The 26,861-nt window shown below is 71.6% G+C and carries 22 protein-coding genes; 7 read left to right on the forward strand and 15 right to left on the reverse strand.

What is annotated here, in order from left to right:
- Positions 1-33 precede the first annotated feature (33 nt).
- A complete protein-coding gene (locus HGK34_RS04350; protein ID WP_201845355.1) occupies positions 34-933 on the reverse strand; it encodes a ketopantoate reductase family protein in 900 nt (299 codons plus the stop codon).
- 23 nt (positions 934-956) lie between these two features.
- Positions 957-3,365 (reverse strand): protein kinase domain-containing protein, encoded by a 2,409-nt coding sequence (locus HGK34_RS04355; protein ID WP_201845356.1) that lies wholly within the window; start codon positions 3,363-3,365, stop codon positions 957-959.
- A 113-nt stretch (positions 3,366-3,478) separates the two neighbouring features.
- Between HGK34_RS04355 and HGK34_RS04360 the strand changes: the two genes are divergently transcribed.
- Positions 3,479-4,300, forward strand: coding sequence for an MBL fold metallo-hydrolase (locus HGK34_RS04360; RefSeq protein WP_201845357.1), 822 nt, complete (start codon positions 3,479-3,481; stop codon positions 4,298-4,300).
- 128 nt (positions 4,301-4,428) lie between these two features.
- On the forward strand, positions 4,429-5,193 hold the full coding sequence (locus tag HGK34_RS04365) for a DUF427 domain-containing protein (protein WP_201845358.1): 765 nt from the start codon (positions 4,429-4,431) through the stop codon (positions 5,191-5,193).
- A 49-nt stretch (positions 5,194-5,242) separates the two neighbouring features.
- On the opposite strand, the gene HGK34_RS04370 is transcribed toward HGK34_RS04365, so the two are convergent.
- From HGK34_RS04370 to HGK34_RS04380, 3 genes are all read right to left on the reverse strand, one after another.
- Positions 5,243-7,867 carry a bifunctional FO biosynthesis protein CofGH gene (locus HGK34_RS04370; protein ID WP_201845359.1) on the reverse strand — a complete coding sequence of 875 codons (2,625 nt, stop codon included), beginning with the start codon at positions 7,865-7,867 and terminating at the stop codon, positions 5,243-5,245.
- A 75-nt stretch (positions 7,868-7,942) separates the two neighbouring features.
- The gene (locus tag HGK34_RS04375) at positions 7,943-9,160 is read right to left on the reverse strand and encodes a cation:proton antiporter (RefSeq protein WP_201845360.1); all 1,218 of its coding nucleotides are present in this window, start codon (positions 9,158-9,160) and stop codon (positions 7,943-7,945) included.
- Between the two features lie 64 nt (positions 9,161-9,224).
- On the reverse strand, positions 9,225-9,758 hold the full coding sequence (locus HGK34_RS04380; RefSeq protein ID WP_201845361.1) for a PNPOx family protein: 534 nt from the start codon (positions 9,756-9,758) through the stop codon (positions 9,225-9,227).
- 104 nt (positions 9,759-9,862) lie between these two features.
- Here HGK34_RS04380 and HGK34_RS04385 point away from each other — a divergent pair, with 104 nt between their 5' ends.
- The gene (locus HGK34_RS04385) at positions 9,863-10,564 is read left to right on the forward strand and encodes a TetR/AcrR family transcriptional regulator C-terminal domain-containing protein (protein ID WP_307815746.1); all 702 of its coding nucleotides are present in this window, start codon (positions 9,863-9,865) and stop codon (positions 10,562-10,564) included.
- Between the two features lie 71 nt (positions 10,565-10,635).
- Here HGK34_RS04385 and HGK34_RS04390 read toward each other — a convergent pair whose 3' ends face one another.
- Positions 10,636-11,313 (reverse strand): TetR/AcrR family transcriptional regulator, encoded by a 678-nt coding sequence (locus tag HGK34_RS04390; RefSeq protein ID WP_201845362.1) that lies wholly within the window; start codon positions 11,311-11,313, stop codon positions 10,636-10,638.
- A 132-nt stretch (positions 11,314-11,445) separates the two neighbouring features.
- Between HGK34_RS04390 and HGK34_RS04395 the strand changes: the two genes are divergently transcribed.
- Positions 11,446-12,165: a DUF4386 domain-containing protein gene (locus tag HGK34_RS04395; RefSeq protein WP_201845363.1), complete on the forward strand. Its 720-nt coding sequence runs from the start codon at positions 11,446-11,448 to the stop codon at positions 12,163-12,165.
- Between the two features lie 172 nt (positions 12,166-12,337).
- Here the strand turns inward: HGK34_RS04395 and HGK34_RS04400 are convergent, their stop codons facing one another.
- From HGK34_RS04400 to HGK34_RS04425, 6 genes are all read right to left on the reverse strand, one after another.
- A complete protein-coding gene (locus tag HGK34_RS04400) occupies positions 12,338-13,264 on the reverse strand; it encodes a type II toxin-antitoxin system HipA family toxin (RefSeq protein WP_244666397.1) in 927 nt (308 codons plus the stop codon).
- A 313-nt stretch (positions 13,265-13,577) separates the two neighbouring features.
- Positions 13,578-13,913: a helix-turn-helix domain-containing protein gene (locus tag HGK34_RS23720; protein ID WP_201845365.1), complete on the reverse strand. Its 336-nt coding sequence runs from the start codon at positions 13,911-13,913 to the stop codon at positions 13,578-13,580.
- A gap of 141 nt (positions 13,914-14,054) precedes the next feature.
- Entirely contained in the window at positions 14,055-15,083 is a 1,029-nt protein-coding gene (gene rhaS / locus HGK34_RS04410; protein ID WP_244666398.1) for a rhamnose ABC transporter substrate-binding protein, read from the reverse strand.
- A gap of 80 nt (positions 15,084-15,163) precedes the next feature.
- Positions 15,164-16,180 (reverse strand): ABC transporter permease, encoded by a 1,017-nt coding sequence (locus HGK34_RS04415; protein ID WP_201845475.1) that lies wholly within the window; start codon positions 16,178-16,180, stop codon positions 15,164-15,166.
- An 86-nt stretch (positions 16,181-16,266) separates the two neighbouring features.
- Positions 16,267-17,304 (reverse strand): ABC transporter permease, encoded by a 1,038-nt coding sequence (locus HGK34_RS04420; protein WP_201845367.1) that lies wholly within the window; start codon positions 17,302-17,304, stop codon positions 16,267-16,269.
- Complete coding sequence (locus HGK34_RS04425; protein WP_201845368.1) at positions 17,301-18,818, reverse strand: sugar ABC transporter ATP-binding protein; 1,518 nt, start codon at positions 18,816-18,818, stop codon at positions 17,301-17,303. Before HGK34_RS04425 ends, HGK34_RS04420 begins: the two co-directional genes overlap by 4 nt.
- Before the next feature lie 252 nt (positions 18,819-19,070).
- On the opposite strand from HGK34_RS04425, the gene HGK34_RS04430 reads away from it, so the two are divergent.
- Positions 19,071-21,224 carry a discoidin domain-containing protein gene (locus HGK34_RS04430; protein WP_201845369.1) on the forward strand — a complete coding sequence of 718 codons (2,154 nt, stop codon included), beginning with the start codon at positions 19,071-19,073 and terminating at the stop codon, positions 21,222-21,224.
- Positions 21,225-21,431: 207 nt separating this feature from the next.
- On the opposite strand, the gene HGK34_RS04435 is transcribed toward HGK34_RS04430, so the two are convergent.
- The 3 genes from HGK34_RS04435 to HGK34_RS23130 form a co-directional block, all read right to left on the reverse strand.
- On the reverse strand, positions 21,432-22,298 hold the full coding sequence (locus tag HGK34_RS04435; RefSeq protein ID WP_201845370.1) for a cytochrome c biogenesis CcdA family protein: 867 nt from the start codon (positions 22,296-22,298) through the stop codon (positions 21,432-21,434).
- Position 22,299: 1 nt separating this feature from the next.
- Positions 22,300-22,833: a TlpA family protein disulfide reductase gene (locus HGK34_RS04440; RefSeq protein ID WP_201845371.1), complete on the reverse strand. Its 534-nt coding sequence runs from the start codon at positions 22,831-22,833 to the stop codon at positions 22,300-22,302.
- 130 nt (positions 22,834-22,963) lie between these two features.
- On the reverse strand, positions 22,964-24,337 hold the full coding sequence (locus HGK34_RS23130; protein WP_201845372.1) for a dihydrolipoyl dehydrogenase family protein: 1,374 nt from the start codon (positions 24,335-24,337) through the stop codon (positions 22,964-22,966).
- Between the two features lie 203 nt (positions 24,338-24,540).
- Here HGK34_RS23130 and HGK34_RS04450 point away from each other — a divergent pair, with 203 nt between their 5' ends.
- A complete protein-coding gene (locus tag HGK34_RS04450; protein WP_201845373.1) occupies positions 24,541-25,128 on the forward strand; it encodes a dihydrofolate reductase family protein in 588 nt (195 codons plus the stop codon).
- Positions 25,129-25,217: 89 nt separating this feature from the next.
- A complete protein-coding gene (locus HGK34_RS04455; RefSeq protein ID WP_201845374.1) occupies positions 25,218-26,849 on the forward strand; it encodes a hypothetical protein in 1,632 nt (543 codons plus the stop codon).
- Positions 26,850-26,861 lie beyond the last annotated feature (12 nt).

Raw genomic sequence — 26,861 nt, forward strand, 5'->3', positions numbered from 1 at the left:
CGGGACCGTCGCCGACCCGGGTCACGGGTGTGATCAGGCGGTCGCCGGGAGCCGCGCGCCGATGCGGGCCACCAGGTCGTCCAGCGCCGGGGTCCCGATGCCGTGGAACACGGCCCGGCGCCGCACGGCCCCGCCGATGGCGTCGAGCTCGCCCGGCCTGCCGGTCTCGATGTCGGCCTGGAGGGAGGAGCGCATCGTCGCGGGGAAGCCGGCGAGAACCTCGCGCAGCTGTTCCCCGGTGGTCGGGACACCCTCGGCGGTGGCGACGGCTGCGACCTCGCCGAGCAGGCCGGCCGTCAGCCCGGGGTCGCTCGCCAGGGCCTCCCCGATGCTCGTTCCCCAGGCGGAGGTCAGCAGCGCGAGCGGGGCGAGGAAGCGCAGCTTCTTCCACAGCACCTCGCCGTCCGTGCCGCCGGTGAGCACGTCGATCGGCGTGTCGCGCAGCGCGGTCACGACGCCCAGCCCCCACGCGTCGTCGGGCACGACCACGCGCAGCAGCGCGCCGCGGTGCCGGACCCGGGGCGCGCGGGGCTCTCCGGCTCCCGTGCGGAGTGCTTCGCCGGCGATCGTGCCGCCGACGACACGCGCACCGGGCAGGGCCGTACGCAGCACGTCCAGGTGGTCCAGGCCGTTCAGCAGGGAGAGGACCTCGACCGGGCGGGCGTCGGCGAGCAGCTCGGCAGCGGCCGAGACGCCCTCGGCCTTCACCGCCACGATCACCCGAGCGCCCGGCGGGACGGTCGTGGTCGCGGGCAACGGCGCGTGCCAGGTGCCGTACTCGTCGGTCTCGATGTCGAGACCGTGGTCGGTGATCTGGGCCGCGGTCCTCTCGCGGGCGATCACGGTCACGTCGTGCCCGGCCTGCTGGAGCATGGCGGCGACCAGGCCGCCGATCGCGCCGGGGCCGACGACGGCGATGGGGGTGTCAGACATGGGCCCATCGTAGGGAGTGCGTCTCACCGTTCGGGCCGGCCGGTGCCGTCCACCGCGCCCGCGCCTCGGGCCGGGGTGTCTCCGGCGGGTGTCGTCGCAGCCGTCCGGTCCAGCCGTTCGGCCGCGAGGACCGCCCTGCTCAGCCCGACGCGCACCAGCGGCGCGTCCGTCCCCGCGTTCTTCACGTAGAAGATGGCGATGTTTATGACGCTCGCGAACGCGGCGTACGCCAGTTCGTCGTGCAGCACTCCGGTCATCAGGAGCGTGCCGATGACCAGAACTGCCGACGCGTACAGCAGGAGCGTCGGTATCCACTGCTCGAACCTGCCGAGGGTGGGGATCTCACCGGCCGGCACCGTCGAGAGGCCGATCCGGCGGGCACGCCGGAGCGCGTCCCGCGCGAACCAGAGACAGGCCCAGAAGGCGAGGCAGAACGTCCACAGCCCGATCGCCGTCAGGGCCGGCCACCACTCCCGCGACAGGAGCGTGGGCGCCAGGACGTACACGGCGGGGGAGACGGCGAGCACGCGGAGCGCCACCTCGGCGGTCACCGTCCGCGCACGCAGCATCCCGCGCCGTGATCCGAGGGGAAGCGGAGTCAGCGCGGCGAAGATCTCCAGATACATCCGGAGGCCCACCAGGGCGAACGTGAAGGCGACCAGACGTGAGGGGAGGTTTCCCCAGAAGTCCGCGCCGTGATGGCCGTCCAGCCGCAGGCCGTCGAGTACCGAGAGCGGGTCGGTGACGACGCCCGGGAGGCGTGTCGCCACGTCCAGCCAGCGGGCCTGCCAGCCGATACCGGCATCGCGGCTCCACAGCGTGAGCAGCAGCGCCGTCGCCGCCCAGAGCGCGACCGTGCACACCAGCGACCAGCGCCGCAGGTAGCGAGACCGCCGGAGCTGGCTCGCGTGCAACGGCGGGAGCGCCGCGCCGCCCAGGGGTGCCGTGCTTCCCGGGCGCATCCGTCCCCGAGCCGCGCGGCCGCTTCCCGCCTGCCGGGCGAGGACCTTCAGGATCCGCCGCTGGCGTGCCACCGCCTCGGCGCCGGGAACGCGCTCCCTGACCCGGTCGAGCAGGTCGCGTTCCGCGTCGACGCTCCTGTTCGCCGACAGCACCTCGACCTCGTCGTCGTACAGCCTCCGCAGCATGCCCGCCGGTGACCCGGCACCCTCCCGCGACCGGTGCGCGCCGCACACGGCCAGCCGGCGGCCGGGTTCGGCGTCGACCAGATCCTCCAGCAGCCGGGCCATGCCGGTCGAGGCGACGTAGAACGCGTCCGGCACCGTCCCGTCGGGCGTGTGCGGTGCACCGGCGACGGCGACGAGCAGCATGCCCAGCGAGTACAGGTCCGACAGGTTGCCGTCGCCGGCGCCCTCGCGCCGCACCTCGGGCGCCACGTAGACGGTCTCGCCCGGCGGCACCCCCGGGACCGAGCGGGTGTGCAGGTGGTTGACCCCCAGATCGACGAACCGAGCCCGCACGCCCGTGACCTCGTCCTCCTGCACGATGACGTTCGACGGCGTGAGGTCGTTGTGCCGTCGCCCGAGCCGCTGCAGCTCCGCCAGTGCGCGGACCACGGCCGCGCCGTACGTCTCGAGCGCCTCGACGTCGAGCTCCCGCAGGATCTCGCGCCGCGGGGCGGGCCGCTCCGCCGCGCGACCCCTCAGGTGCTCGGCGAGCGTCCGGCCCGGGAGGAAGTCCATGAGGATCCAGCTGCCGTGGCTCGCCCACACGTGCGGCACGGGTGCCGAGTCCTCGTCGAGCGTGCCGTAGTCCTCGAGATAGTCGCGCGTCGCCGCGGCGATCGCGGGGATCGTGAGATATGGGTAGATGACGCACTTCAGCGCGAAGGTCGGGGTCCGCCCCTGCGAGGAGTGCGCTGCCCTTCCGCGCAGGATGAACGACGTCGTGCCGTGGTGGTGGAACTGCAGCCGTGCTCCTTCCACCGTCGCCCACTCGGACCGCGCGGCAGGGCTCGGGCGGTCACCGGACGGGACCGCCAGGCCCGGGGCGTACAGGTCCAGCAGCGACGCGCGGACCTGGGGGTCGTCGACCATCCGGCGGCAGATCTCGGCGGACGTCGTGCCCGCGACCCGCACCTCCTCACCCTGCTCCCCGTGGAAGCGGACGCGGTCCGAGCAGTACATCGAGGCCAGGGTCAGGAGGAGGAAGCCGAGGCGGCCGGTGGTTCGCGCCGCCGGGCCTCGCGTGGTTCCCCGGCTCGTCCACCAGGACCAGAGCCGCTCGACGTCGTGCCGCCGCGTTCTGCCGAAACGGTCCTCGTAGGTGCGTTCGTCGACGGGGATCCCGAGCAGCGCGTCACGCCAGTGCTCGGTGCTCCAGTCGCCGAGCGACGCCGGGACCTCCGGTGACGCGCCGCGGCCGATCATGGCCACGGCGCCCGCGAGTCGTTCGGTCCGTGACTCCTCCACCACTACCTCCTACTGGCCATATGGCGTAGAACACTCATTCTGGCGTATTCCGCCGCCGCGTCCGAGACCTCGGGGGCCTGGGGTGACGAGCCCGGCCGGGGTACGGTCCCGGCATGCGGGTACACCACCTCGACGCAGGAACGATGCGCATTCCCGGCGCGCCGATCGTCTCGCACGTGCTCGTGTGCGAGTCCGACGACGGGCTGGTCCTGGTCGACTCGGGGTTCGGCCTGGCAGACGTCCGCGACCCGGCACGGCTCGGCCCGGTGCGCTTCGTGATGCGGCCCGTGCTCGACGAGGCCCGGACCGCGCTGCGCCAGGTGGAGGCCCTGGGATTCTCGGCCGCCGATGTCCGGCACGTGGTACTGACCCACGCCGATCTCGACCACGCGGGCGGCATCGCCGACTTCCCGCGCGCCCGCGTGCACCTCACCGCGGCGGAGGCGGATGCCCTGCGGCGCCCGGATCGGATGGAACGACGGCGGTACCTGGCCGCGCAATGGGCGCACCGGCCGGACGTCGTGGCGCACCCGCCCGGACGGGCCACGTGGAGGGGGCTTCCGGGCGTCTCCGAGATCGTGCCCGGGGTGCTGCTGGTTCCCCTGGCGGGACACACCCGCGGGCACGCGGGCGTCGCCGTCGACGCGACGACGGACGGCGGGGCGACGGGCGGCGGGGCTGCGGACGGCGCGGCTGCGGACGTGGGGAAGCGCTGGATCCTGCACGCGGGTGACGCCTTCAACCATCACGCCTACCTGACCGGGGGCTTCGTCCCGCCGCTGTTCCGCTTCCACCAGCGCTTCGTCACGGCCGACGCCGCCCGGGCTCGTGCCCAGCACATCCGGCTCGCGGACCTCGCCCGGAGCCATCGCGGCTCGGTCGACGTGGTCTGCGCCCACGACCCCGCCATGCTGCCGGCGGCGGCGCGCGGCTGACGAACCGGGCATTTCCCGGCCCGTGGTGGGAACAACGGTGCGGGCTCCTCCGGTTGTCCGGAGGAAGGGTCGTCCAGCGGCTCCGTGCGCCCCGCCCGGTCCGTGACCCGCAGCGAGAGGTGCCTGAGATGCCCGACGTCGTCGACAACCCGTTCATGATCACGCCGGGGACGGTGCAGCGAGGCCGGACCAGGATCCGCGCTCTCAGTGAGGGGGACGTCGTCGTCGACTCCGACGCCCCGCTGCTCGTCTGGGAGCATCCCTACTACCCCCGGCTGTTCTTCGCCCCCGAGGATCTCCGGGCCGTGCCGCGCCCGGCCGCAGCCCGGGCGCCACGGTCGAAGGTGCTCGGGCGCAGCGAGCTGTTCGACGTCGTCGTCGGCGACCGCACGCTGCCGGGTGCCGCGCAGCGCTACCCCGAGGCCCCGGTCGAGGCCATGCGCGACCGGTACACCCTGACCTGGTCGTCCTTCGACACCTGGCTCGAGGAGGACGAGGTCCTGCACACCCATCCCCGCAGCCCGTACGTGCGGGTGGACGCGCTGGCGTCCAGCCGCCACGTCCGTGTCGTCGTGGGTGGCCAGGTGGTCGCCGAGTCGCGGCGGCCGGTCGTCCTGACGGAGACCGGCCTGGAGCCCCGCTACTACCTGCCGCGGGTCGACGTGCGCATGGATCTGCTCACCCCCACCGGTACCACGACCCACTGCCCCTACAAGGGGGCGGCGTCGTACTGGACCATCGATGCCGCAGACGCGGAACTCACCGACACGGTCTGGACGTACGAGACGCCGCTGGCGGAGTCGATGCGGATCGCCGGCCTGCTCTGCTTCTGGCCGGAGAAGAGCAGCGACCTGGAGCTGTACGTCGACGGCGTGCGCACGGGCCGTCCCTAGGACGGGCGTGCGCACGGGGGGCCGTCCCCAGGACCGGGGAAGGCCCCTGTCAGGGCCGGCCGTACGTCGTCGTGCGCTGACGGACCGGCCGGCCGATCCCCGCGGCGATCTCCTCCAGCTCCGCGACCGTCTTGGCCGATCCGTGCTCCGAGCCGGCCATGCGGGAGATCGTCTCCTCCATCAGGGTGCCGCCCAGGTCGTTCACCCCGGCCCGCAGCATGCGGCGCGTGCCGTCCACCCCGAGCTTCACCCAGCTCGTCTGGATGTTGTCGATGCGTCCGTGCAGCATGATCCGGGCCATCGCGTGGACCGCCAGGTTGTCGCGAGCGCTCGGCCCGGGGCGTGCCACGCCCGCGAGGTAGATCGGCGAGCTGTTGTGCACGAACGGCAGCGGTACGAACTCGGTGAACCCGCCGGTCTCGTCCTGGAGGCGGGAGATCACGCGCAGGTGCTTCACCCAGTGCCGCGGGTGGTCGACGTGCCCGTACATCATCGTCGAGCTGGACCGCAGCCCGACCCGGTGCGCCGTGGAGATGACGTCGATCCACGTGCTCGTGGGCAGCTTCCCCTTCGTGAGGATCCACCGCACGTCGTCGTCCAGGATCTCCGCGGCCGTGCCCGGGACGGTGTCCAGGCCCGACTCGCGGGCCTTGATCAGGAAGTCCTCGAAGCTCAGCCCGGTGCGCGAGGCGCCGTTGACGATCTCCATGGGGCTGAACGCGTGCACGTGCATGCCAGGCACCCGCTTCTTGATCGCACTCACCAGGTCGAAGTACCCCGTGGCGGGCAGCTGCGGGTCGATGCCGCCCTGCATGCACACCTCGGTGGCGCCGAGGTTCCAGGCCTCCTCGGCCCGCTCCGCGACCTGGTCCAGCGACAGCGAGTACGCGTCGGCGTCGCTGCGGCGCTGGGCGAACGCGCAGAACCGGCACCCCACGTAGCAGACGTTGGTGAAGTTGATGTTCCGGTTCACCACATAGGTGACGTCGTCGCCGACGGTCTCGTGCCGCAGGTGGTCGGCGAGCTCGCACACGCGGTCCAGCAGCTCGCCCTCGGCGGTCATGAGGGTCAGCGCGTGCTCGTCGGACAGCCCACCCGGATCCCGCTCGGCCGCTGCCAGTGCGGCCCTCCCCTCGGCACCGATCGCGGCGCCGCCCGCGGCCGGCTCCGCCGTCGCCTCGGTGCCGGCCACGACGTCCTCGATGGTGGTCGCGTTTCCATCATCCAAGACGTCGTGGTCGACGGCCGGGGGTGCCTCGTTGCGGTGGGCCACCTCGTCGCGGAGGCCCTGCCAGTCGCCGTAGACCGCGTCGAAGTCCGTGCGGCGGTCCGCTGTCCGGCCCTCCGTGTCGACCGTCTCGTGCAGGTCCGTGCGGCCCGCAGCGGTGAAGCCGTCGTCGGGCTCCTGCCAGGGGATGCCGGACGGCTTGACGCCCGGCCGCGCCAGGCCGTCGTCGTCGGCCAGGGCTGCGACGTGGGCGCTGACCCGCGGGTCCAGCCACGGCTCGCCCTGGAGCACGTACTGCGGGTGGACCGTGAGGCGCGGGCGCAGGGTGAAGCCGTGCGCCTCGACCGTCTCGCGCAGGCGGTCCAGCGAGGGCCAGGGGCGTTCCGGGTTGACGTGATCGGGGGTGAGCGGCGAGACGCCGCCCCAGTCGTCGATGCCGGCGTCCAGCAGGGCGGTGCACTCGGCCAGGTCGACGAGGTTCGGCGGCGCCTGGATGCGCGCCTTGGGGCCGAGCACGACGCGGGTGACCGCGATGGCGGCGCGGTACTCGTCGAGCGGGAGGTCGTCGGTGTGCCGCATCGCCGTGTCCGGCTTGGCCCGGAAGTTCTGGACGATGGTCTCCTGGAGCGCGCCGTAGCGGCGCAGGTTCGTACGCAGCGCGAAGATCGTCTCGGCGCGCTCGGTGAGGGTCTCGCCGATGCCGACCAGCAGGCCGGACGTGAACGGGATCGAGAGCCGCCCGGCGTCCTCCAGGACGCGGAGCCGCACCTGCGGGTCCTTGTCCGGTGAGCCGTAGTGCGCCAGGCCCTTGGTCTCGTGCAGCCGCCGGGAGGTGGTCTCCAGCATCATTCCCATGGACGGCGCCACCGGCTTGAGCCGGTTCAGCTCCTCCCAGCTCATCACCCCGGGGTTGAGATGGGGGAGCAGGCCGGTCTCCTCCAGGACCCGCACGGCCATCGCGCGGACGTAGGCCAGCGTGGAGTCGTAGCCCCGCGAGTCGAGCCACTGCCGGGCCTCGGGCCAGCGGTCCTCCGGGCGGTCGCCGAGCGTGAAGAGCGCCTCCAGACAGCCCAGCTCCGCGCCCTGCGCGGCGATGGCCAGGATCTCGTCCGGCGACAGGTACGGTTCGCGTCCCTCGCGGGCGGCCTGGCCGGGCGTCTCCACGAAGGTGCAGTAGTGGCAGCGGTCGCGGCACAGGCGGGTGACGGGGATGAAGACCTTCGGCGAGTAGGTGGTCGTTCCGGGGCGCCCTGCCTCCACGAGGCCGGCGTCCCGGACGCGGGCCGCGACCGTGCACAGCCGGTCCAGCTCCTCGCCCGTGGCGGCAAGCAGCGCGGCGGTCTCCTCCACGTCCAGCGCGACGCCCCTCTCGGCGCGTGCGAGGGCGCGGCTGGTCTGCCGTGGTGTCGGGGCTGCGGGGGTCTCGGCCACGATCTCGTCGTCCATGGTCAGACACACTAAGCGCTCGGCCGGAGGAACGGACACAGGTTCGCGGGCCGGGCCGGGATCACGCCGGGTGCCCTAGAGGCGGTCGTCCGGCTCCTCCGAACGTTCGCCCGCCGTCGTGCCACGGCGGGCGGTCTCACCGATCCGCTGCGCGAGGACCGGGAAGACCAGCACCGACAGCACCCCCGAGAAGACCAGCGCGGCGGCCTGCGCCTTCTCGAGAGCGCCGCCCGCGACGCCCGCCGTCGTGATGACCACGATGAGCGGGAGCCCGGTGGCGGCCATGGTGGACAGGGCCAGCACCTCACGGCGCGGAAGGACCTGCCGGTGGAACAGGTAGGTGGGAACGCCTCTGACCACCAGGAGGAGCACGAGGAAGACGGGAATCGTGACCAGGACCCGCGGGTCGGAGAACAGCGACCTGACGTCCAGACCGACTCCGGTGACGACGTAGAAGATCGGGATGAGGAAACCGAACCCGATCCCCTCCAGCCGGGACCCCACGATCCGCGTCTCCGTGGCGTCGCTCGACTCGAGGAAGATGTGCACGAGCAGTCCCGCCGTGAACGCGCCGAGCACCGGATCGAGCCCCAGCCACTCCGCGATCGCGAACAGCAGGATCACCAGGAAGACGCACAGCCGCACCGCCACCTGGGAGCTCGTCCCCAGCGTGGCGGTGACGAGACGGCCCAGCCGGGGGCGCCGGGGCTTCCGGGCGATCCAGGCCCCGGCCAGGGCGAGCGCGGTGAACAGGACGAGCACGGCGAGCGTGTGTGCCGGCCGGCGACCGCTGAGGACGAAGGCGATGGCGAGGATCGGGCCGAACTCGCCGATGGTCCCGACCGCGAGGACGCGGCCACCGAATCGCGTGCCGTCGAGGCCGGCGTCCTTCACGAGCGGAAGGACCACGCCGAGCGCGGTGGTGGTCAGTGCGAGCCCCACCACGAGACCCGTGTCCGTCCCGCCCACGGCGAGCCCGAGGGCGAGGCCGATCCCGAGCGAGGTCAGCCAGCTCCACGTCGCGCGCCGTAGAGGCCCTCCGGCGATGCGCCCGACCTCGATCTCGTACCCGGCCAGGAACATCAGGAACGCGAGTCCGAGATCGCTCAGCGCGTCGACGACGTCCGTCCTCTCCACGAGGCCGAGAAGCGCGGGCCCCAGCAGGACGCCCAGGAGGATCTCGAAGACCACCGACGGGACCTTCAGCCACGGCTCGATGCGATCCGCCAGAAAAGGAGCGGTGACGGCGGCAAGCGTGATCAGCGTCAGCATCATCAAGCTCTGTTCGTCCACCGGTTCCCCCCGTCCGCCTGCCCTCAGCATGCTGGCGCCACGGTCTCCCTGCCATCGCAGGGTGTCAGGAGGTGGTGGGTCGCGCGGGTCCCTGCGTGGTCTCCTCGCTGCTGATCTCGGTGGCGCGCAGGCGCAGGGCGGTCCTGGCCCCGAAGATCCGGATCATCGTCGCCTCCCGCTCGGCGAGGACGGTGTTCGCGACCGGTACCACCTCCGGCCGGTCCACGCGGTAGGTGCGGCCGTCGAACCGCAGGACGGCGGACCCTGCCGCGCGGAGGTTCCGCAGCCAGTCGGTGCCGGGGCCGTAGGGGAGCATGACGGCGAAGCCGCCGGGCTCGGCACCGGGGCCGATGGGCGTGGCGTACTCGCGGCCGCTCGTGCGGCCGCGGTGGTACAGCAGTCCCGTCGCGGAGCCCTCCTTGCCGGCGACACGCAGCGGCGCGCGGTTGCCGTAGGACCGGTTGAAGCGCCGCACCGCTCCCAGGATCCGCGGGTTCTGCGTGCGGATGCCTGTCACCAGGAGCGCCAGCGCCACCGCGGGGACGAGAACCACCACCCCGGCGAGAACCGCGAGCAGGGACAAGACGGATGTGGCCATCGTGATCGATCCTCACCTCGAAGTTTATCTTGTAAACATGTTTACCTTGTAAGCGTGAGTGTGACAACCCTGGGGAAGGGTGAACGATCGGAGAGAATGCGGTCGTGACCGAGACACGGAACCGGCGTCGTCCCCTGAACCGCGACCGCGTGCGGGCGGCCGCCGTGGAGGTCGCGGACCGCGAAGGCTTGAAGGGCGTCACCATGCGGTCCGTCGCCGACCTGCTCGGGGTCGAGGCGATGGCGCTGTACCGGCATGTCTCCGGCAAGAACGACCTGCTCGACTCCCTCGTGGAGGTCGTCGTCGCCGAGGTCAACGACGCCTGCGACGCGCTCCCCGCGCCTCGGGACCCGGCCGACTGGCGCACCAACCTGCGCCGACGCGTCCTCACCGCCCGCGCCACGCTGTTGCGGCATCGCTGGGCGCCCGCCCTCATCGCCTCGCACGGCACGATCGGGCCCGCGATGCTGCGCTACTTCGACGAGTTCGGCTCGATCCTGGTCGACGGCGGGTTCAGCCTCGACCTCGCGCACCACGCCCTGCACACGTTCGGGCCGCGCGCGCTGGGCTTCTCACCCGAACTCTTCGAGCCGGGGGCCCCGGCGGTGACCGAGGCCGGCGTGGACGAGCAGGCGGCGCTCTCCGACCTGACCGCGCTCTCCGAGACGCTGCCCTTCCTCGCGCGGATGGCGCAGCATCTCTCCCACGAGGCGTCCACGACCCTCGGCTGGTGCGACGACCAGGCCGAGTTCGAGTTCGGGCTCGACGTCGTCCTCGACGGCCTGGAGCGGCGCCTGCGCCGCTGACACCGGGAGCGGCGCCTGCGCCGCTGACCCCGCGGGCGGCGCCTGCGCCGCTGGCCGAGTCGCTGGTGCCTTCACCCTCGCCGCTGCTCCAGGCCGTCGAGGATGAGGTCGAGCCCGAAGCCGAACTCGTCCGCCCAGTCGTAGCCGGGCTGGAGGTAGTGGTTCGTGGCCATCTCCACCATCGCCGGGTACTCGCCGGCTCCCATTCGCTCCAGGATCGGCTCGGCGACGCCGCCGACGGCGTCGGGGCCCTCGAACGGGAGCGACGCCTCCTGCAGGGCGAAGCCGTAGACGTAGCTGTCGACGAGGGCGTAGGCGTGTGCGGTCAGCTCGGCGGAGAATCCCGAGCGCAGCAGGCATGCGAGGACGCGGTCGTGGTGTCGCAGGGTCGCGGGCCCGGGGGACGTACGGGACTCCAGCAGGCCGATCGCCCAGCTGTGCTTCCGTAGGACGGCGCGGGCCGAGTGCGCGCTCCGGCGGATCTCCTCGCGCCAGTCGCCGTCGGGGTCCGGGGAGTCGATCGCGTCGAAGACGGCGTCGACCAGGGCGTCGAGCAGCTCGTCCTTGCCGGAGACGTAGTGGTACACGGACATCGGCCGGGCGCCCAGCTCGCTCGCGAGGGAGCGGATGGTGAGCCGCTGGAGCCCCCCGCGGTCGGCGATGTCCAGCGCCGCGTTCAGAACGCGCTCGCGGGTCAGCCGCTTCCGGGTCGGTGCCGCGGGCGCCGAGGAGCTCGGTGATTCCGTCATCGTCCTTCTCTCAGGGCTTCACGCAGGTGTTCGTACTGTGTACGGTAGCAGTCGTACTAAGTACGAAACCTGCGCGCGCTCGGGTACGACGACGCGCGCGGGCCCGCCGTCCACCCGGAGAAGGACTCAGACATGACGACCCTGACCACACCACCGCGCCTGGACGGGCGCATGCTCGTTTCCCGGCTGATCGGGGGCTTGTTCCTCGCCGGGTTCCTCACCTACGGGACGGGCAACGCGCTCGTGAACTCGGTCGCGAGCGGGGAGGACCTCCTCGTCTCGGTGGCCGCGCACGCCACGGTGCTGACGCTCGGCGCCTTCCTGATGCTGCTCAACACCGCGGTCGACATCGGCAAGGCGATCCTGTTCTTCCCGGTGGTGGAGCAGCACGGCCGGAGGACCGCGCTGGCCTACCTCGCGGCGATGATCATCCAGGTGATCCTCATGGCGGTGGGCGCTCTCGCCGTGCTGATGCTGATCCCCCTGGCGCGGGAGACCGCGGCCGCCGGAGACGTGGCCGACGGCTGGGCGGCCGCCCTCGGGAGCCTGGCTCTCGACGCCAACGCGCTCGGCTACCAGGCAGGTCAGCTGGCCCTGGCCGTCGGCGCCTTCGTCCTGGTGGCGCTGCTCTACCGAACCCGTCTGGTGCCGCGCCCGCTTGCCGGTCTCGGCCTGCTCGGCTATGTCGCGCACGCGGCCGGCGCCGCCGCGGAGCTCTTCGGCGTCCCGATCAGCCTCGTGCTCCTGATCCCCGGCGGCCTCTTCGAGATCGGACTGGCCGGGTGGCTGCTCGTCAGGGGGTTCGACCCCGGGGCGTACGAAGGGCCGCGCGAGCAGGCCGCGGTGGCGTGACGACCGCTCCGGACATGCCGGAGCCCCGCGAGGGCAGATCCTCGCGGGGCTCCGGCGTCGTGCGCGGTCTGATGTCAGAAGTCGAAGTCGTCGATGTTGTCGGCGTCGAACACGGCCCACCCCGCAGGCAGGATGTCTCATGACGAGCATGCATGAGCTGTGGCACGCGTGATCAGTCGCGGTAGAAGACCGACTCGTTCAGAATCTGGCGGTGCCAGAGCTGCTTCCGGTCGAGTTCGGTCAGGTGTTCCTCGTCGGCCGCCGTCTCCCAGTCCTCCTCGATCACCGTGACCTGCTTCTCGACGATGTCCTGGGCCTCGGCCCGCGTCAGGTGGTAGATCTCGGCAGCGGCGATGCACGTCGCGAAGCGGGATCTGCGGTCACCATCGCGCCCGATCGCCAGCGCTTGTGACGTCTCGTTCCCGCTACGCACCTGGGGACACAGGTCATAGGCGGGCGTGAGGGCAAGCGACGACCCATCCCAGAACGCGGCATGGTTCCGGGCGTGATCGTCCGTGTTCCCCGTCGCGATGTTGAAGACGATCCTCCGGAAGATCTCGTGCAGAGTCGCCCCCGGTCGTTCGAACCGTTCTCTCACCAAGTCAGCTAGCTGAGGATATGTCGCATACCGCCCCGTCATCTCGCTGAGCCCAAGCATCGTCAGCAGGGAGACCATCAGCCGACGCCGTCCACCGCCGGGTCGGTCGAAGCGCTCGACCACCAGGACGTCCTTCCCCGCCGCGCTGACGACCCACGAGCCGGGCACATCGATCCCGACTCTTCTCGCCAGGTTCATCGCCACGGCCTCAGCTTTCACGACAGGGTACGGATCGGTGGTGGACGAGAACTTGGCGATGAGCCGCCGGTCACCGTCGTCCAGGAGTGCCTTGGGCCGTGCGCCTCCGATCGACGTTCCGCGGACCAGCGCATCGGCCAGAGCCGGCGGGAGGACTTCGCCGGACTGCAGCCGGTCCACCGCCCGTACGAGCTCGTCGAGCGTCGCCGCGTGCCCGGCGCTTCGTGGCTGGTACTCCGTCGCCGACGCCTGGAAGTCGAGACCGCCGATCCGGTCCGAACCAGACTCGAGGAAATACGTCATCGGTGTCAGATCTGCCGTATCGCTCGTTCTGTTCAACCTGCCCAGATGTCGAGCCAGAATGACCCGCTGTCCCCATGAATCCGGGCCCGCGTCCGCCAGACAGCCCGCGATGTCCAGCCCGGCGCCGGGTACCTGTCTGCCACGAATCAGTGGGAGCTCCGGCTCATACAGTGAAATCGCGTCCGTCCGCTCCAGGTAGGACCGACCGTAGGTGAATTCGTGGACCGGACCGCGAGCGTCGATGCGACCCGCGACCACCGGCTCGTCCGCGGCAGGGAGCCAGATCCAGACGAAAGCGTGGTCTGGTGATGTGTCAGAAGTTGTCATCGGCCGGCTCCGTGCGCCTGCGAACCCTGGACGGGAGGAGGGCCAAACGGTCGCGCGTCCTCGCCCTCACCGCAGGAAGGTCCTGCGGCGGCACGCCGAAGAGGCGCACGCCCGTGAGCACCGCGAGTTCCAGAACCGTGCCGACGGCCACGGTCGGGACACCGCGCTCGACATTCCGAAGCGTGTTCGGTGAAAGCCCGGCCCGTTCCGCGCACTCTGCTACCGTCCACCCTCGTTCTCGGCGTCCAGCGGCGATCTGCAGGCCAAGCGTCGCGAGCGCATCGCGGGTTGTCGGTGACAGGGTGTGCGGTCGTCGTGACATCCATCCCCCAGACGCTCAGTGTAATGACTCTTAAGCTCTTAAACGTCAGTCTACTGAACTCGATCGCGTCGCACGCCGGACATGCCGGAGCCCCGCGAGGGCAGATCCTCGCGGGGCTCCGGCGTCGTGCGCGGTCTGATGTCAGAAGTCGAAGTTGTCGATGTTGTCGGCGTCGAACACGTACGGGTCGCCCAGCAGGACCACGCCGTCGTCGTCGATCTCGAACGTGCCGAGCTTGCCCGCCTCGAACGAGTCGCCCGGGCCGGACGCCTCACCGGTGGCCAGCGCGTTCGCGGCGTACGCGGCCAGGTAGCCGAGGTCCTCCGGGTTCCACAGCGCGAACGCCTCGACGGTGCCGTCCTTGACGTACTCGCGCATCTGGTTGGGAGTGCCCAGGCCGGTCAGCGCGACCTTGCCCTGGTACTCCGACGTGGACAGGTAGCGCGCCGCGGCGGCGATGCCGACCGTGGTCGGCGACACGATCCCCTTCAGGTCGGGATAGGTCTGCAGCAGCGCGGCGGTCTTGTCGAACGACGTCTGGTCGTCGTCGTCCCCGTAGGCGACCTCGACCAGCTCGACGTCCGGGTGGTTCGCCGCGAGGTCGGCCTTCATCAGCTCGATCCACGCGTTCTGGTTGGTCGCGTTGGCCGACGCCGACAGCACCGCGATCTGCCCCTCGTCGCCGATCTGCTCGGTGATGAGGTCGACCTGCGCCGTGGCGATGCCTTCGGCCGTGGCCTGGTTGACGAAGACGTCGCGGCAGTCGGGGTTCGTGTCGGAGTCGAACGTGACGATCTTGACGCCGACACCCGAGGCCTCGTTCAGCGCGTCGCAGATCGCCTCCGGGTCGTTGGCGGAGACGACGAGCGCGTCCACGGCCTGCTGGGCGGCCGTCTCGATGAAGCTGACCTGCGACGTCGGGCTCGCCTCCGTCGGACCGACCTCGGCGAACGTGCCGCCGAACTCGCCGACGGCCGCCTCCCCACCCGCGTTCGACGTGTCGAAGTAGGGGTTGCCCAGGTTCTTGGGCAGGAAGGTGACGGACAGGTCGCCACCGTCGGCGGTGTCCTCACCCCCGCCGCTCCCGCCACCACAGGCGGCCAGCAGCAGGGCGGTAGCCGCCGCCGTCGCCACCGCGCCGATGCGGGCATTCCTTCTCATGGAGAACATCATCGTTTCCTTTCGCAGTACTTCTGTCTCCGGGCGTCGGCCGACGACGGCGGTCCGCCCGGTCCGGTGGTTCAGGTTCTTCAGCGGCGCCCGGGCCGGGCCCGCCGTTGATGCAGCCAGGTCAGCGCCCTCGCCGACGTGACCGACGCGATGAGCAGCAGGCCCGTCACGATCGTGATGAGGTCGCTCGTCACGCCCGACAGCCGCAGTGCGCTGCCCAGCACGCCGATGAGCAGCACGCCGGCGATCACGCCGTGCAGGGCGCCCCGGCCGCCGAAGATGGACACGCCGCCGAGCAGCACTGCCGCGATGACCTGCAGCTCCATCCCGATCGCGTTGTCTCCGCGGGCGTTGCTGTACAGCAGGGTGAAGTAGACGCCCGCGAACCCGGACACCGCTCCGGAGGTGACGAAGAGCCAGAACTTCGTCAGCCCCACGTCGATCCCCGAGAAGGCCGCCGCCTCCTTGTTGAGCCCGATCGCGTACAGCGACCGGCCCACGGGCGTGAAGTGCAGCACCACCGCGCAGGCCAGTGCCAGCACCACGAACAGGATCATGACCAGCGGGACCGGTGTCCCCGGGATGTTCTGGCGGGTCAGCCCGGTCCAGAACTCCGGCAGGTCGCTGATCGCCGTCGTCCCCAGCAGGCCCACCGCGATCCCGCGGAACAGGGCCAGCGTCCCGATCGTGACCGCGAGCGACGGCAGCCCGACGAACGTCACCAGCGCGCCGTTGACCGCCCCCGCGACGGCACCGACCGCCACGGCCAGAGCCATCGCCGACGGGAACGGCCACCCGGCCTGCACGCACAGGCCGACGACGACGCTGGACAGGCCGATGACGCTGGCGACCGAGAGGTCGATCTCCTCGGTGATGATGACCAGCGTCATCGGGAGCGCCACCAGGAGAATGGGTGTGATCTCCCGCAGGAGGAACGTCGTGGTCAGGGGACTGTCGAAGTTGGGCACCGTCAGCGTGGCGACCGCGAGGACCGCGAGCAGCAGCCCGATGATCGACGCCTCCCGCGTCAGGAGAACCCGCCGCCACAGCGGTCGGGAGTGAGCCGTGTACACGCGGCCGGCGGCGTCGGCGGCCATGCCCTGCCCGGCTGCCGCCTGTCCGGCTGCCGACTGTCCGGCCGTGCCGGCCGCGACCTCGCCGGTCGAGCCTGTCGAGACCCTGGTCATGCCGTAACCTCCCGTTCTGCTTCCCGCTGGCCGACGAGCCGGCGGTGCTGCCGCACCGCGAGGACCCGGTCCAGCACGATCGCGCCGATGATGAGCGCACCGACGACGGCGCGCTGCCAGAAGTCGTCCACGCCGATGATCGGCAGCGCGCGGTTGATGGTGAGCAGCAGATAGGCCCCGAGGGCCGCGCCCCACACGGTGCCGACGCCGCCCGAGATCGCGACGCCGCCGATGACCGCCGCGCCGATCGCCTGGAGCTCCCAGCCGAACCCGGCGTTCGAGCTGACCGTCCCGTACCGTGCCGCGAACAGCACGCCCGCCAGCCCGGCGAGGGCTCCGCAGGCGACGAACGCCGCGAGCACGCGCCGCGTGACGCGCAGGCCGTAGAGCTGCGCCGCCGCGGGGTCGGACCCGATCGCGTACAGCTCCCGCCCGCCGCGCAGGTTGCGCAGATACCAGGCGGCGGCCACCAGGACGGCGACCGCGAGGATCGTCAGGAGCGGTATGCCGAGCAGCTTCCCCGTCCCCAGGGCCCGGAAGGCCCCCGGCAGGTCGGACGCGTTGATCCGGTCCGACCCGGTCCACGCCACGTTGATGCCCCGGTACACGTACATCGTGCCCAGCGTGATGACGAGCGCCGGAACCTTGGCGTAGGCGACGAGCGCCCCGTTGACCAGGCCGAGCGCCGCGCCGAACCCGATGCCCGCGAGAACCACGACGACGATCGGGATCCCCGGCACGTCGCGCAGCAGCGTTCCCGTGAGATACGCGACGAGCCCGACCACGGAGCCGACCGACAGGTCGACGTTCCGGGTCACGATCACGGCCGCCTGCCCCACCGCGACCACCATGAGGATCGACGGCGTCAGCAGCAGGTCCCGGAACCCGTCGGAGGAGAACACGAACGCCGGGTTGAGCACCGTGGCCACGACGACGACGGCCACGAGGGCGATCCCGATACCGGTCTCGCGTGCCTTGAGCAGATGCGCGGCGCCCGCCACGAGAGAGGGAGCGGGTGCGGTACCGGCGGTCATCGGAGGGCCTCCTCGGCGGTCGCGGCGTGCATCACGGCCTCGGGCGTGGCATCGGCGCGGTCCAGCTCGCCGGTCAGGCGCCCCTCACGCATGACGAGTACCCGATCGGCCATCCCGAGCACCTCGGGCAGTTCGGACGAGATCATCAGGACAGCCACTCCTTGCTGCGCCAGCCGCGACAGCAGCCGGTGCACCTCCGCCTTGGTGCCGACGTCGATCCCGCGCGTCGGCTCGTCCACGATCAGCACCTTCGGATCGGACGCCAGCCACTTGCCGAGCACCACCTTCTGCTGGTTGCCACCGCTGAGGGTCCCGGTCTCCGCGTCCAGCGCGGCGGTCTTCACCTCGAGCCGGCTCGCCCACGTGCGCGCCGCCGCGTTCTCCAGGCCGTCCCAGACCAGCCCCCAGCGGGACAGGCGCTCGCGGATGGCGAGGGTGACGTTGCGCGCGACGGTCTGGTCCAGCACGAGGCCCTGCTTGCGCCGGTCCTCGGGGACGAGGGCGAGGCCGCGGCCGATCGCCGCGCGGGGGCTGCCCGGGGGCAGCGGTTCGCCGTCGACCCGGACCGACCCGGAGGCGTAGGGGTCGACGCCGAACACGGCGCGTGCGACCTCGCTCCGTCCCGCGCCGACCAGGCCCGCCAGGCCCACGATCTCCCCGGCGCGGACCGTGAACGACACGTCGTGGAACACGCCCGGCTGGCTGAGCCCGTCGACGACGAGCACGTCGTCGCCGATCTCGGCGGGGAGCTTGGGGAACAGTTCGGCCACGTCGCGGCCGACCATCATCCGCACGAGGCCGTCCACCGTCGTGTCGGCGACGGGCAGGGTGTCGACGTAGGCGCCGTCGCGCATGACCGTGACCGTGTCGCACAGGTCGAAGATCTCGTCGAAGCGGTGCGAGATGAACACCAGCGCGCGGCCCTCGTCACGCAGGGCGCGGGCGACGGCGAAGAGCCGGTCCACCTCGACGCCGCTGAGCGCCGCCGTCGGCTCGTCCATGATGAGGACGCGGGCGTCCAGGGAGATCGCCTTGGCGATCTCGATGATCTGCTGGTCCGCGATCGACAGGCCGTCGGTGGGCCGGTCCGGGTCGATCCGCACGCCGAGCCGGTCGAAGAGCGCGCAGGCTTCCTCCCGCATGGCCCGGCGGTCGATCCGCCCGAACCGGCGGGTGGGCTGACGGCCCATGAAGATGTTCTCGGTGACCGACAGGTCGGGGAAGAGCGTGGGCTCCTGGTAGATGACGGCGATGCCGGCGGCCTTGGACTCCGCGGTGGTGTGGAAGTCGACGGGCTCGCCGTCGAGGGCCAGCGTGCCGTCGTCGCGCCGGTAGAGCCCCGCGACGATCTTGACGAGCGTGGACTTGCCCGCGCCGTTCTCACCGATCAACGCGTGGATCGAGCCCTTCTCGACGCGCAGGTCCGCCGACTTCAGGGCGACGACGGAACCGAACGACTTCGCGACCCCGGCCAGTTCCAGGGCCGGGGGTGCCGATGGGGTGTCCGGCTGCACGTGGGTACCTCCTCATCGAGGTGAGCCAGGCCGAGCATGACGGCCATGAATCGTTTCAAGAACGAGGCAACTGTAGGAACCTGCAGGCCTGTGGTCAAGCCACGGGAGCCGACCGTTGCCGGATCGTCGCGCGGGCACCGGGTGTCAGGTTTCCGACCAGGGGTGTTGCTCGTGGAGCAGTTCCGTTACAGTTTGCAAACTGACAGGTAAGTAACCTAATGGCCCGCAGCGCTGCGGGCTCGAGGAGTTGCCATGAGGTACAGATCACGGGGGATCGCGCTCGCCCTGGCGGCCGCGCTGGTCTCCGCACCCGCTCTCCTGGTCCCGGGAGCCACCGGTGCCGCAGCGGCCGTCTGCTCCGGGACGAACGCGGCCGAGTCCCGGCCCGCGTCCGCGTCGTCCGTCGAGAACCCGGCCCTCGCGGCATCCGCCGCGTTCGACGGGGACGCGGGAACCCGCTGGTCGTCGTCGTTCGACGACGGGCAGTGGGTCCAGGTCGACCTCGGGTCGTCGCAGCAGGTCTGCGGCGTCGACCTGAACTGGGAGGCCGCATACGCGAGCGTCTACGAGATCCAGGTGTCCGACAACGGCGCGGACTGGAGCACCCTTGTGCGGGTGGAGGACGGGACCGGCGGGGACGTGTCCCACGCCGTCTCCGGTTCGGGCCGCTACGTACGGATCGTGGGCGAGCAGCGCGCCACGCAGTGGGGCGTGTCCCTGTGGGAGGTCGCCGTGCACCTGACCGACGACGGGCAGCCGCCGGTGGAGGGCGGCGGCGACCTCGGCCCGAACGTCCATGTCCTGGACCCGTCGACGGGTGACGTCCAGGCGCAGTTCGACCAGGTGTTCGCCCAGATGGAGTCGAACCAGTTCGGCACCGAGCGCCACCAGTTCCTGCTCAAGCCCGGGACGTACGACGGCATCAACGCGCAGCTCGGGTTCTACACCTCGATCTCCGGGCTCGGCCTGAACCCCGACGACGTGCGGATCAACGGCGACGTCACCGTGGACGCGGGCTGGTTCAACGGCAACGCGACCCAGAACTTCTGGCGCTCGGCCGAGAACCTCTCGATCAACCCGGTCAGCGGCACCGACCGCTGGGCGGTCGCGCAGGCAGCGCCGTTCCGCAGGATTCACGTCCTCGGAGGGCTCAACCTGGCGCCGAGCGGCTACGGGTGGGCGTCCGGCGGGTACATCGCCGACAGCCGGATCGACGGAGAGGTGGGGCCGTACTCGCAGCAGCAGTGGTTCACCCGCGACTCCGCCGTCGGGGGCTGGACCAACGGGGTCTGGAACATGACGTTCACCGGCGTCGAGGGGGCACCGGCCACCAACTTCGCCGACGGGCCGTACACCACGCTCGACACCACCCCGATCTCCCGGGAGAAGCCGTTCCTCTACCTCGACGGCGACGAGTACGCCGTGTGGAACCCTGCCGAGCGGACCGGAAGCCGCGGCGTGTCCTGGCCGCAGAACACCGGGGGCGAGTCCATCCCGCTGAGCGAGTTCTTCGTGGTGCGCGAGGGCGACACGGCCGCCGACATGAACGCGGCGCTCGCCCAGGGGCTCAACCTGCTGATCACGCCCGGGGTCTACCAGGTCGACCAGACCATCGAGGTGAACAACCCCGACACGGTCGTGCTCGGACTCGGCTACGCGACGCTCGTCCCGGTGGGCGGTGTCGACGCGATGCACGTCGCCGACGTCGACGGCGTGCGCCTGGCGAGCTTCCTCGTCGACGCCGGCCCGCAGAACTCCGAGAACCTCCTGCGGATCGGTGAGCCCGGGGCATCCGCCGACCACAGCGCCGACCGCACCACCGTGCAGGACGTGTTCGCCCGCGTGGGCGGGGCCGGACCCGGCCTGGCCACCAACGCCGTCGTCGTGAACAGTGACGACGTTCTCGTGGACCACACCTGGATCTGGCGTGCGGACCACGGCGCCGGGGTGGGCTGGGAGACCAACCGGTCCGACTACGGGTTCGTCGTGAACGGCGACGACGTCCTGGCGACCGGCCTGTTCGTGGAGCACTTCAACAAGTACGACGTGCTCTGGAACGGCAACGGCGGCCGCACGATCTTCCTGCAGAACGAGAAGGCGTACGACGCGCCGAACGAGGCGGCGATCACGCACGACGGGATCGTCGGCTACGCGGCCTACAAGGTGGCGGACGACGTCACCTCGCACGAGGCCTGGGCGCTCGGCTCCTACTGCAACTACACGGCCGACCCCACCATCGTGCAGGACCACGGGTTCGCCACACCGGTGCGCCCGGGCGTGTCGTTCCACCACGTCCAGGTGATCTCCCTGGGTGGCATGGGGCAGTACGCCCACGTCATCAACGACACCGGCGGCCCGACGTCGGGCACCGACACGGTCCCCTCGAAGGTGGTCGAGTTCCCGTGACCCGGCCCTGAGCCGGTGGCGCTCGTGTCCGGTGATGAGCCGGACACGAGCGCCACCGGCTCGTGGCACCCTGCCCCTCCGAGCCCGCCGTCCGCACATGCGGGCGGCGGGCTCGTCACGGCTCGGCCGGTCCGTGGCGGTAGGCCCACACCACCGTCCGTCTCCCGCTCGGTCAGGGCGGTGACCGGCGGAGGTCGGAGATCGGCTTTACGACTCTTGGTGGAGGCCGGGCCGCGAGCGGCCGCGGACACGGCGGACCGCGAGGACGGCGACGGCGGTCACGGCGAGCCCTGCTCCCGCCCAGGCGATCCACGGAGCGATCCCGGAGAAGAAGCGCTGGAGGGCCGCGGCGGCCTCCACCACCGGGTCCGTCCCCGCACCACCGTGCAGCACACGCAGTTCCCAGAAGCCGTACCAGGACACATACAGGCCCGAGAGCAGCAGGAGCGCGCCACCGGCCCTCGGGAGCCATCCGCCCGCCCGGCGCACCCGGGTGACGAGGCCGTCCCGGGCCAGGGCGACCCCCACGGCGGCCGTACCCACCATGAGGCCCATCGCGCCGGCGTAGGTGAGGAACAACAGCACGCCGGCCGGCGGGGAGTCGACCCGGAACGCCGTGACCACCACGGCCAGGAAGGGAGCGACGGTGCACCCCAGCGAGGCGATCGCGTACGAAGCGCCGAACCCGGCCATCGAGCCGAACTCCGCCGTCGGCGCCCCCGTCCTGCCCGTGCGGCGCCCGAGGCTGAACGACGGCAGGCTGCGTCCCGCCAGCAGCCAGCCGCCCGCCGCAGCGACGGCCAGCCCGAGCACCACGGTGAACGCGGGGAGGTAGGCCTGCACGGCGGCGGCGACGGGAGCCACGGCGAGCCCGAACACGAGGAACACCCCGGCGAACCCCAGCGTCAGCGCGAGCGTGGCCCGCAGCGCGCGTCCGACGGCCGCAGGTCGTGACCGCCGTTCACCGAGGACGAAGAGCGAGAGATACGCGGGAAGCAGTGCGAACCCGCAGGGATTGACCGCCGCCACGACTCCCGCACCGAAGGCCAGGGCGAAGGCGTCAGCGCTGGGCATGTCAGCCGGCCACGTCCGCGACGGCGTCCTCGAGAGCGCCCGTGTCGAGATAGCCGTCCGCGACGACGTCGCCGTTCTCGTCGATCACGGCGAAGGTCGACTGCGCGGTGACACCGAACTTCGTCCACACCGTGCCGTCGACGTCGATCAAGTGGGTGACGTGCGGGATCGTCTCGGCCAGTTCACGGATCTCGGCGTCGGAGGCGAGGCTCCCGGCCCCGATGAACTCGACCTCGCCGTCGTACTCCTCCGCGAGCCGGGTCACGGTCGGGATCTGCGACCGGCAGGTGGGGCACCACGGCGCCCAGAACCAGATCACGGTGGGCGTGCCGGCGACGGAGGCGCCGTCGAAGGTCCCGCCTTCGAGCGTCTCGGCGGAGAAGTCCCAGGTGGCGGCGCCGCCCAACTCCGTGCCGGTGCCGGCCTGCACGCTTGAGCCGGCGGTGTCCCCGGTCTCCGTACCAGTGGTGTCGCCGGCGGCGCAGCCGGCGAGGAGCAGGACGCCGGCGATCAAGGGGGCGAGTATCCGTCGCATGCGACCAGTGTGCGCCCGGAATCGGCGTTCTCTCCGGCGCGAGCCCTTACGGTCTTGTGACGTCGGCCTCCGGGCCGTGACGTACCCGGCCGTGACGGCCGCCGGACGTCGGCGACCGCCCGGCGTCGGCTCAGTCGGCCGACCGCAGGTCCCTCAGAGCATCCTGGATGCCCCGGTGGAAGGTCGGGTAGGCGTAGATCATGGACTCCAGCCGGCTGATCGGGACACGCGCGTGCACCGCGACCGCCAGCGCACCCAGGACCTCACCGCCGTGCGGGCCGGCGGACGTCGCGCCGACCAGGTACCCGGCGTCGGCGTCGGCGACCAGCTTGATGAAGCCCTCGTTGCCCGTCCCGTGGATCCAGCCCCGGGTGGTGGACGGGACCTGCTGGATGCCGGTCGCGACAGTGAGTCCCGCCTCGCGAGCGGCGGACTCCGTCAGGCCGACCGCGCCGACCTCCGGATCGGTGAAGGTCACGCGGGGAAGCGCATGATGGTCGGCGGCCGGTCCGGCCTGGCCCAGGATCTCCCGCACCACGATCTCGGCATGATACGTGGCCACGTGGGTGAACGCGCCCTTGCCGGCGACATCGCCGATCGCCCACACGCGCTCGGCCACCCGGAGCCGGTCGTCGACCAGGTCCCCGTCGGGTGCGGCGCCGAGCACCGCGCGGGTCCCGGGTGTCAGGCGCGGTCGCCGGCCGGTGGCCACCAGCAGCTTCTCGGCGTGCAGCTCGCCCGGCAGGCCGTCGGCGGTGACGGTGAACCCCCGGCCGTCGTCGTACGAGACGTGCGTGACCGGGGTGCCCGCGTGCACGGTCAGGCCCTCGGCCTCCAGGACGCCCCCGATCAGCTCGGACGCCTCGGGCTCCTCCATCGGCAGGATGCGGGGCGCGGCCTCGACCACCGTGACCCTCACGCCGAAACGCGCGTAGATCTGCGCGATCTCCAGGCCGATCGCACCGCCGCCGAGCACGAGCAGGGACTCGGGAAGTGTCTCGGCCCTGATCACGTCGCGGTTGGTCCAGAACGGCGTCTCGGAGAGCCCGTCGATCGGCGGGGCCACCGGCTCCGTACCCGTGGCGACCACCAGGCCACGGGACGCCACGTACTCGGACTCGCCGACCCGCACACGGTCCGGTCCGAGGATCTCCGCCCGGCCCCGGACGAACCGCCCGCCGGCCGCGGTGAACCGGTCGACGGCGATCGCGTCGTCCCAGTCGGCGGTGGCCTCCTCGCGGATCCGCCGGGCCACGGGAGCCCAGTCCGGCGTCACCGACGCCTCCCCGGCGGTCCCGGGAACGCGCCGGGCCTCCGCGAGCAGGTTGCCGGCGCGGATCATCATCTTGGACGGGATGCAGCCCCAGTAGGGACACTCACCACCCACCAGCTCCGCCTCGATGCCCACCACGTCCACGCCCGCCTTCGCGAGCGCTCCCCCGACGGCCTCCCCGCCGACTCCCAGCCCGACGACGACAACCTCTGCCTGCTCGGTGGTGCTCATCTGCGCATCCTCTCCTCGCGACGTCCTGACGACCTCTCCCGACCGGGCTCAGCGTAGGCCCGGGTGACACCTCGGTGCCCGGCCGCACGACGCCGGGCGGTACCTCGGCGACGGATGCGCCATGCCACCGCGAGCAGCGGGTGGGATCGATCCTCCGCGGGATTCGCCGATGAGTCCCCGCAGCGGCGGTCGTCAGACCTTCCATGGGAATCATCACCGCAGACATGGCAGTGTCCGCAGACCTCATCTCCTCCGGGCACGACCAGTCGCTCGACCACCCGTTCGGCAAGCTCGCCGGCGAGCGGCTGCACACCTGGATGTTCGAGCACGGTGACGATCACCGTGCCGAGGTCGACGCGATCCTCGACGCCGGGGCGTTCATCATGGGCCGCAACATGTTCACACCGGGGCGAGGGGAGTGGGACCTCGGCTGGAGGGGCTGGTGGGGTGAGGAACCGCCCTACCACGCACCGGTGTTCGTCCTGACCCATCACGAGCGCGAGCCGCTGGAGATGGTCGGCACCACCTTCCACTTCGTCACCGGCGGGATCGAGTCAGCCCTCGCCGGTGCACGTGCCGCCGCCGGGGACCGGAACGTCTCGATCGCGGGAGGCGCCACCACCCTGAACGAGTACCTCGCCGCGGGCTATGTCGACGAGCTCCGCCTGCACGTGGTCCCGTTCACCCTCGGGGAGGGAACTCGCGTGTTCGACGGCGTCCCGCCGATCGAGTTCTCGGAGTCCGTCGTCCGGCACACGCCTGAGGTCACCCACCTGACCCTGCGGCGCTGAGGCCCGAACCGGTCGATCCGCGCGAACTTTCACTCACAATTCACCTACCTGGGGACCAGCTTGGCGTGGAGTGCGCGAAGATGTGTCGCGTGGATCACCGGAAAGCCCGATTCGTCACTACTCGCATCGCGGCCTCCGCCCTGGTCACCGTTCTGACGGCAAGCTCACTCACCGGCTGCTCGGTTCCTGCCGCCGAGGGCACCGACGTCTCGGCCGAGGCTCCCGCCGCGGTGCGCGCACCCGAGGGCGGCGTCCTCACACTCGTCTCCGACGACTCCGCCGAACTCGCCCTCCACGCCAGCCAGGCACTCTTCGACCACTCGCCCGTGGTCGTGCTCGCCGGCGCCGGCGATGCACGCGACCGCATGACCGCGGGCGCGACCGGCGAGGCGCTCGCCGCTCCCGTGCTGCTCAACGGCGGCGTCATCGACGACGCCGGACTGCTCAAGGAACTGGAGCGGCTGGGTGCCGAGTCGATCGTCGTCGTCGGTGACGAGGAGGAGGTCTCGGACGCGACCGAGCTGGCCGGAGGCCTCGACGTCGTCCGCTTCGACCCGGACGCCGTCAACGAGGCGGCGGAGGACGCCGTCGAGTCCGTGAACGGTGGCGGGAAGGGTGCGTCCGTCGGAACGGGCGTCGACAGGAAGTCGTCGGCGGTCGGGGCGGAGATCACGCTTCCCGAGGCCGGGATGATCGACCCGACGAGGCTCCGGTCCCTGCGTGACCAGGTCCCCGCCGTGGAGGAACCGGACCAGCTCTCGGAGGTCATGCTCCTGATCGATCCGGCGGACGGTCAGGAGGCCGCCATCGGGACCGCGCGGGCCGCGGGCGCCGTCCCGCTCGTCGTCCCGGGCGGTGACCCCGGCGCGCGCAAGGACGTGATCAGCCGGCTCACCACCGCCGACCCGCTCGGCGTCGTCGCCATCGGGCCCGGCTTCACCGACAGCGACCGGCTGGCGTGGCAGGTCGATGCCGCGCGTCGAGGGGTCACCTACCCGCACGGCACGCAGCGCCTGGCCGGAGAGACCTACGTCGCGATCCCGTTCACCGTTCCGGCCGGGGCGGATCCCGCCGAGACCGCCGCGGCAGCCGCCGAGGCGCACGCGGTGGCGGACGCCTACGGCGGCGTGCCGGTGGTCGCCGTGCGCGCGAGCGTGAAGTCGCCGGGGCCCGGCGAGGACGGCGACTACGCCGACCCGATGCCGATCGAGGACCTGACGGCGGCGGTGACCGCCCTCCGCAAGGAGGGGATCGTCGTGCTGCTCGACGTCGTCCCGGGAAACCTGCCGTTGGCTGGCCCGCTCGACAGGCTCGAGCCGCTGCTCAGCATGCCCGGGGTCGGTGTCGCGCTGCATCCCGAGTTCCGGGTGGCGGGCAACGGCGCCGAGATCGAGGGACAGGTCGCGGTCACGGAACTGCAGGCCGTGGTGGACCGGGTGGCCGGGATCGTCGCCGAGCACGGGCTGCCCCAGACGATGGTCGTCGTCCATCAGTCGCGGGCGTCGTCCGTCGTGGACCGGGGCGCGCTGCACCCGCGCCCGGAGGTGGCCACGGTGTTCGCGGCGGCGGGTCCGGCCCACGGCATGCCCACGGACGGTCTCGTGTGGTCCGACGTCGCCTCCGAGCTCCCGGCGCGTACCGACGCCGGCTGGGCCGGGCCGCCGGCGGGCGCCCTCCCGCCCTCGGTCCCGGTGCAGCCCCTCCTGATCACGGTCGGCTGAGGCCGCGACGGT

It is taken from the genome of Myceligenerans indicum (assembly GCF_016742955.1).
In the GTDB taxonomy this organism is placed as follows: Bacteria; Actinomycetota; Actinomycetes; order Actinomycetales; family Cellulomonadaceae; genus Myceligenerans; species Myceligenerans indicum.

Excerpts from the sequence above, each read along its gene's own strand:
- HGK34_RS04350 (WP_201845355.1), bottom strand. The coding sequence starts at position 933 with ATGTCTGACACCCCCATCGCCGTCGTCGGCCCCGGCGCGATCGGCGGC.
- HGK34_RS04360 (WP_201845357.1), top strand. The coding sequence starts at position 3,479 with ATGCGGGTACACCACCTCGACGCAGGAACGATGCGCATTCCCGGCGCG.
- HGK34_RS04365 (WP_201845358.1), top strand. The coding sequence starts at position 4,429 with ATGCCCGACGTCGTCGACAACCCGTTCATGATCACGCCGGGGACGGTG.
- HGK34_RS04370 (WP_201845359.1), bottom strand. The coding sequence starts at position 7,867 with ATGGACGACGAGATCGTGGCCGAGACCCCCGCAGCCCCGACACCACGG.
- HGK34_RS04380 (WP_201845361.1), bottom strand. The coding sequence starts at position 9,758 with ATGGCCACATCCGTCTTGTCCCTGCTCGCGGTTCTCGCCGGGGTGGTG.
- HGK34_RS04390 (WP_201845362.1), bottom strand. The coding sequence starts at position 11,313 with ATGACGGAATCACCGAGCTCCTCGGCGCCCGCGGCACCGACCCGGAAG.
- HGK34_RS04395 (WP_201845363.1), top strand. The coding sequence starts at position 11,446 with ATGACGACCCTGACCACACCACCGCGCCTGGACGGGCGCATGCTCGTT.
- HGK34_RS04400 (WP_244666397.1), bottom strand. The coding sequence starts at position 13,264 with ATGACGTATTTCCTCGAGTCTGGTTCGGACCGGATCGGCGGTCTCGAC.
- HGK34_RS23720 (WP_201845365.1), bottom strand. The coding sequence starts at position 13,913 with ATGTCACGACGACCGCACACCCTGTCACCGACAACCCGCGATGCGCTC.
- rhaS (WP_244666398.1), bottom strand. The coding sequence starts at position 15,083 with ATGTTCTCCATGAGAAGGAATGCCCGCATCGGCGCGGTGGCGACGGCG.
- HGK34_RS04415 (WP_201845475.1), bottom strand. The coding sequence starts at position 16,180 with ATGGCCGCCGACGCCGCCGGCCGCGTGTACACGGCTCACTCCCGACCG.
- HGK34_RS04420 (WP_201845367.1), bottom strand. The coding sequence starts at position 17,304 with ATGACCGCCGGTACCGCACCCGCTCCCTCTCTCGTGGCGGGCGCCGCG.
- HGK34_RS04430 (WP_201845369.1), top strand. The coding sequence starts at position 19,071 with ATGAGGTACAGATCACGGGGGATCGCGCTCGCCCTGGCGGCCGCGCTG.
- HGK34_RS04435 (WP_201845370.1), bottom strand. The coding sequence starts at position 22,298 with ATGCCCAGCGCTGACGCCTTCGCCCTGGCCTTCGGTGCGGGAGTCGTG.
- HGK34_RS04440 (WP_201845371.1), bottom strand. The coding sequence starts at position 22,833 with ATGCGACGGATACTCGCCCCCTTGATCGCCGGCGTCCTGCTCCTCGCC.
- HGK34_RS23130 (WP_201845372.1), bottom strand. The coding sequence starts at position 24,337 with ATGAGCACCACCGAGCAGGCAGAGGTTGTCGTCGTCGGGCTGGGAGTC.
- HGK34_RS04450 (WP_201845373.1), top strand. The coding sequence starts at position 24,541 with ATGGGAATCATCACCGCAGACATGGCAGTGTCCGCAGACCTCATCTCC.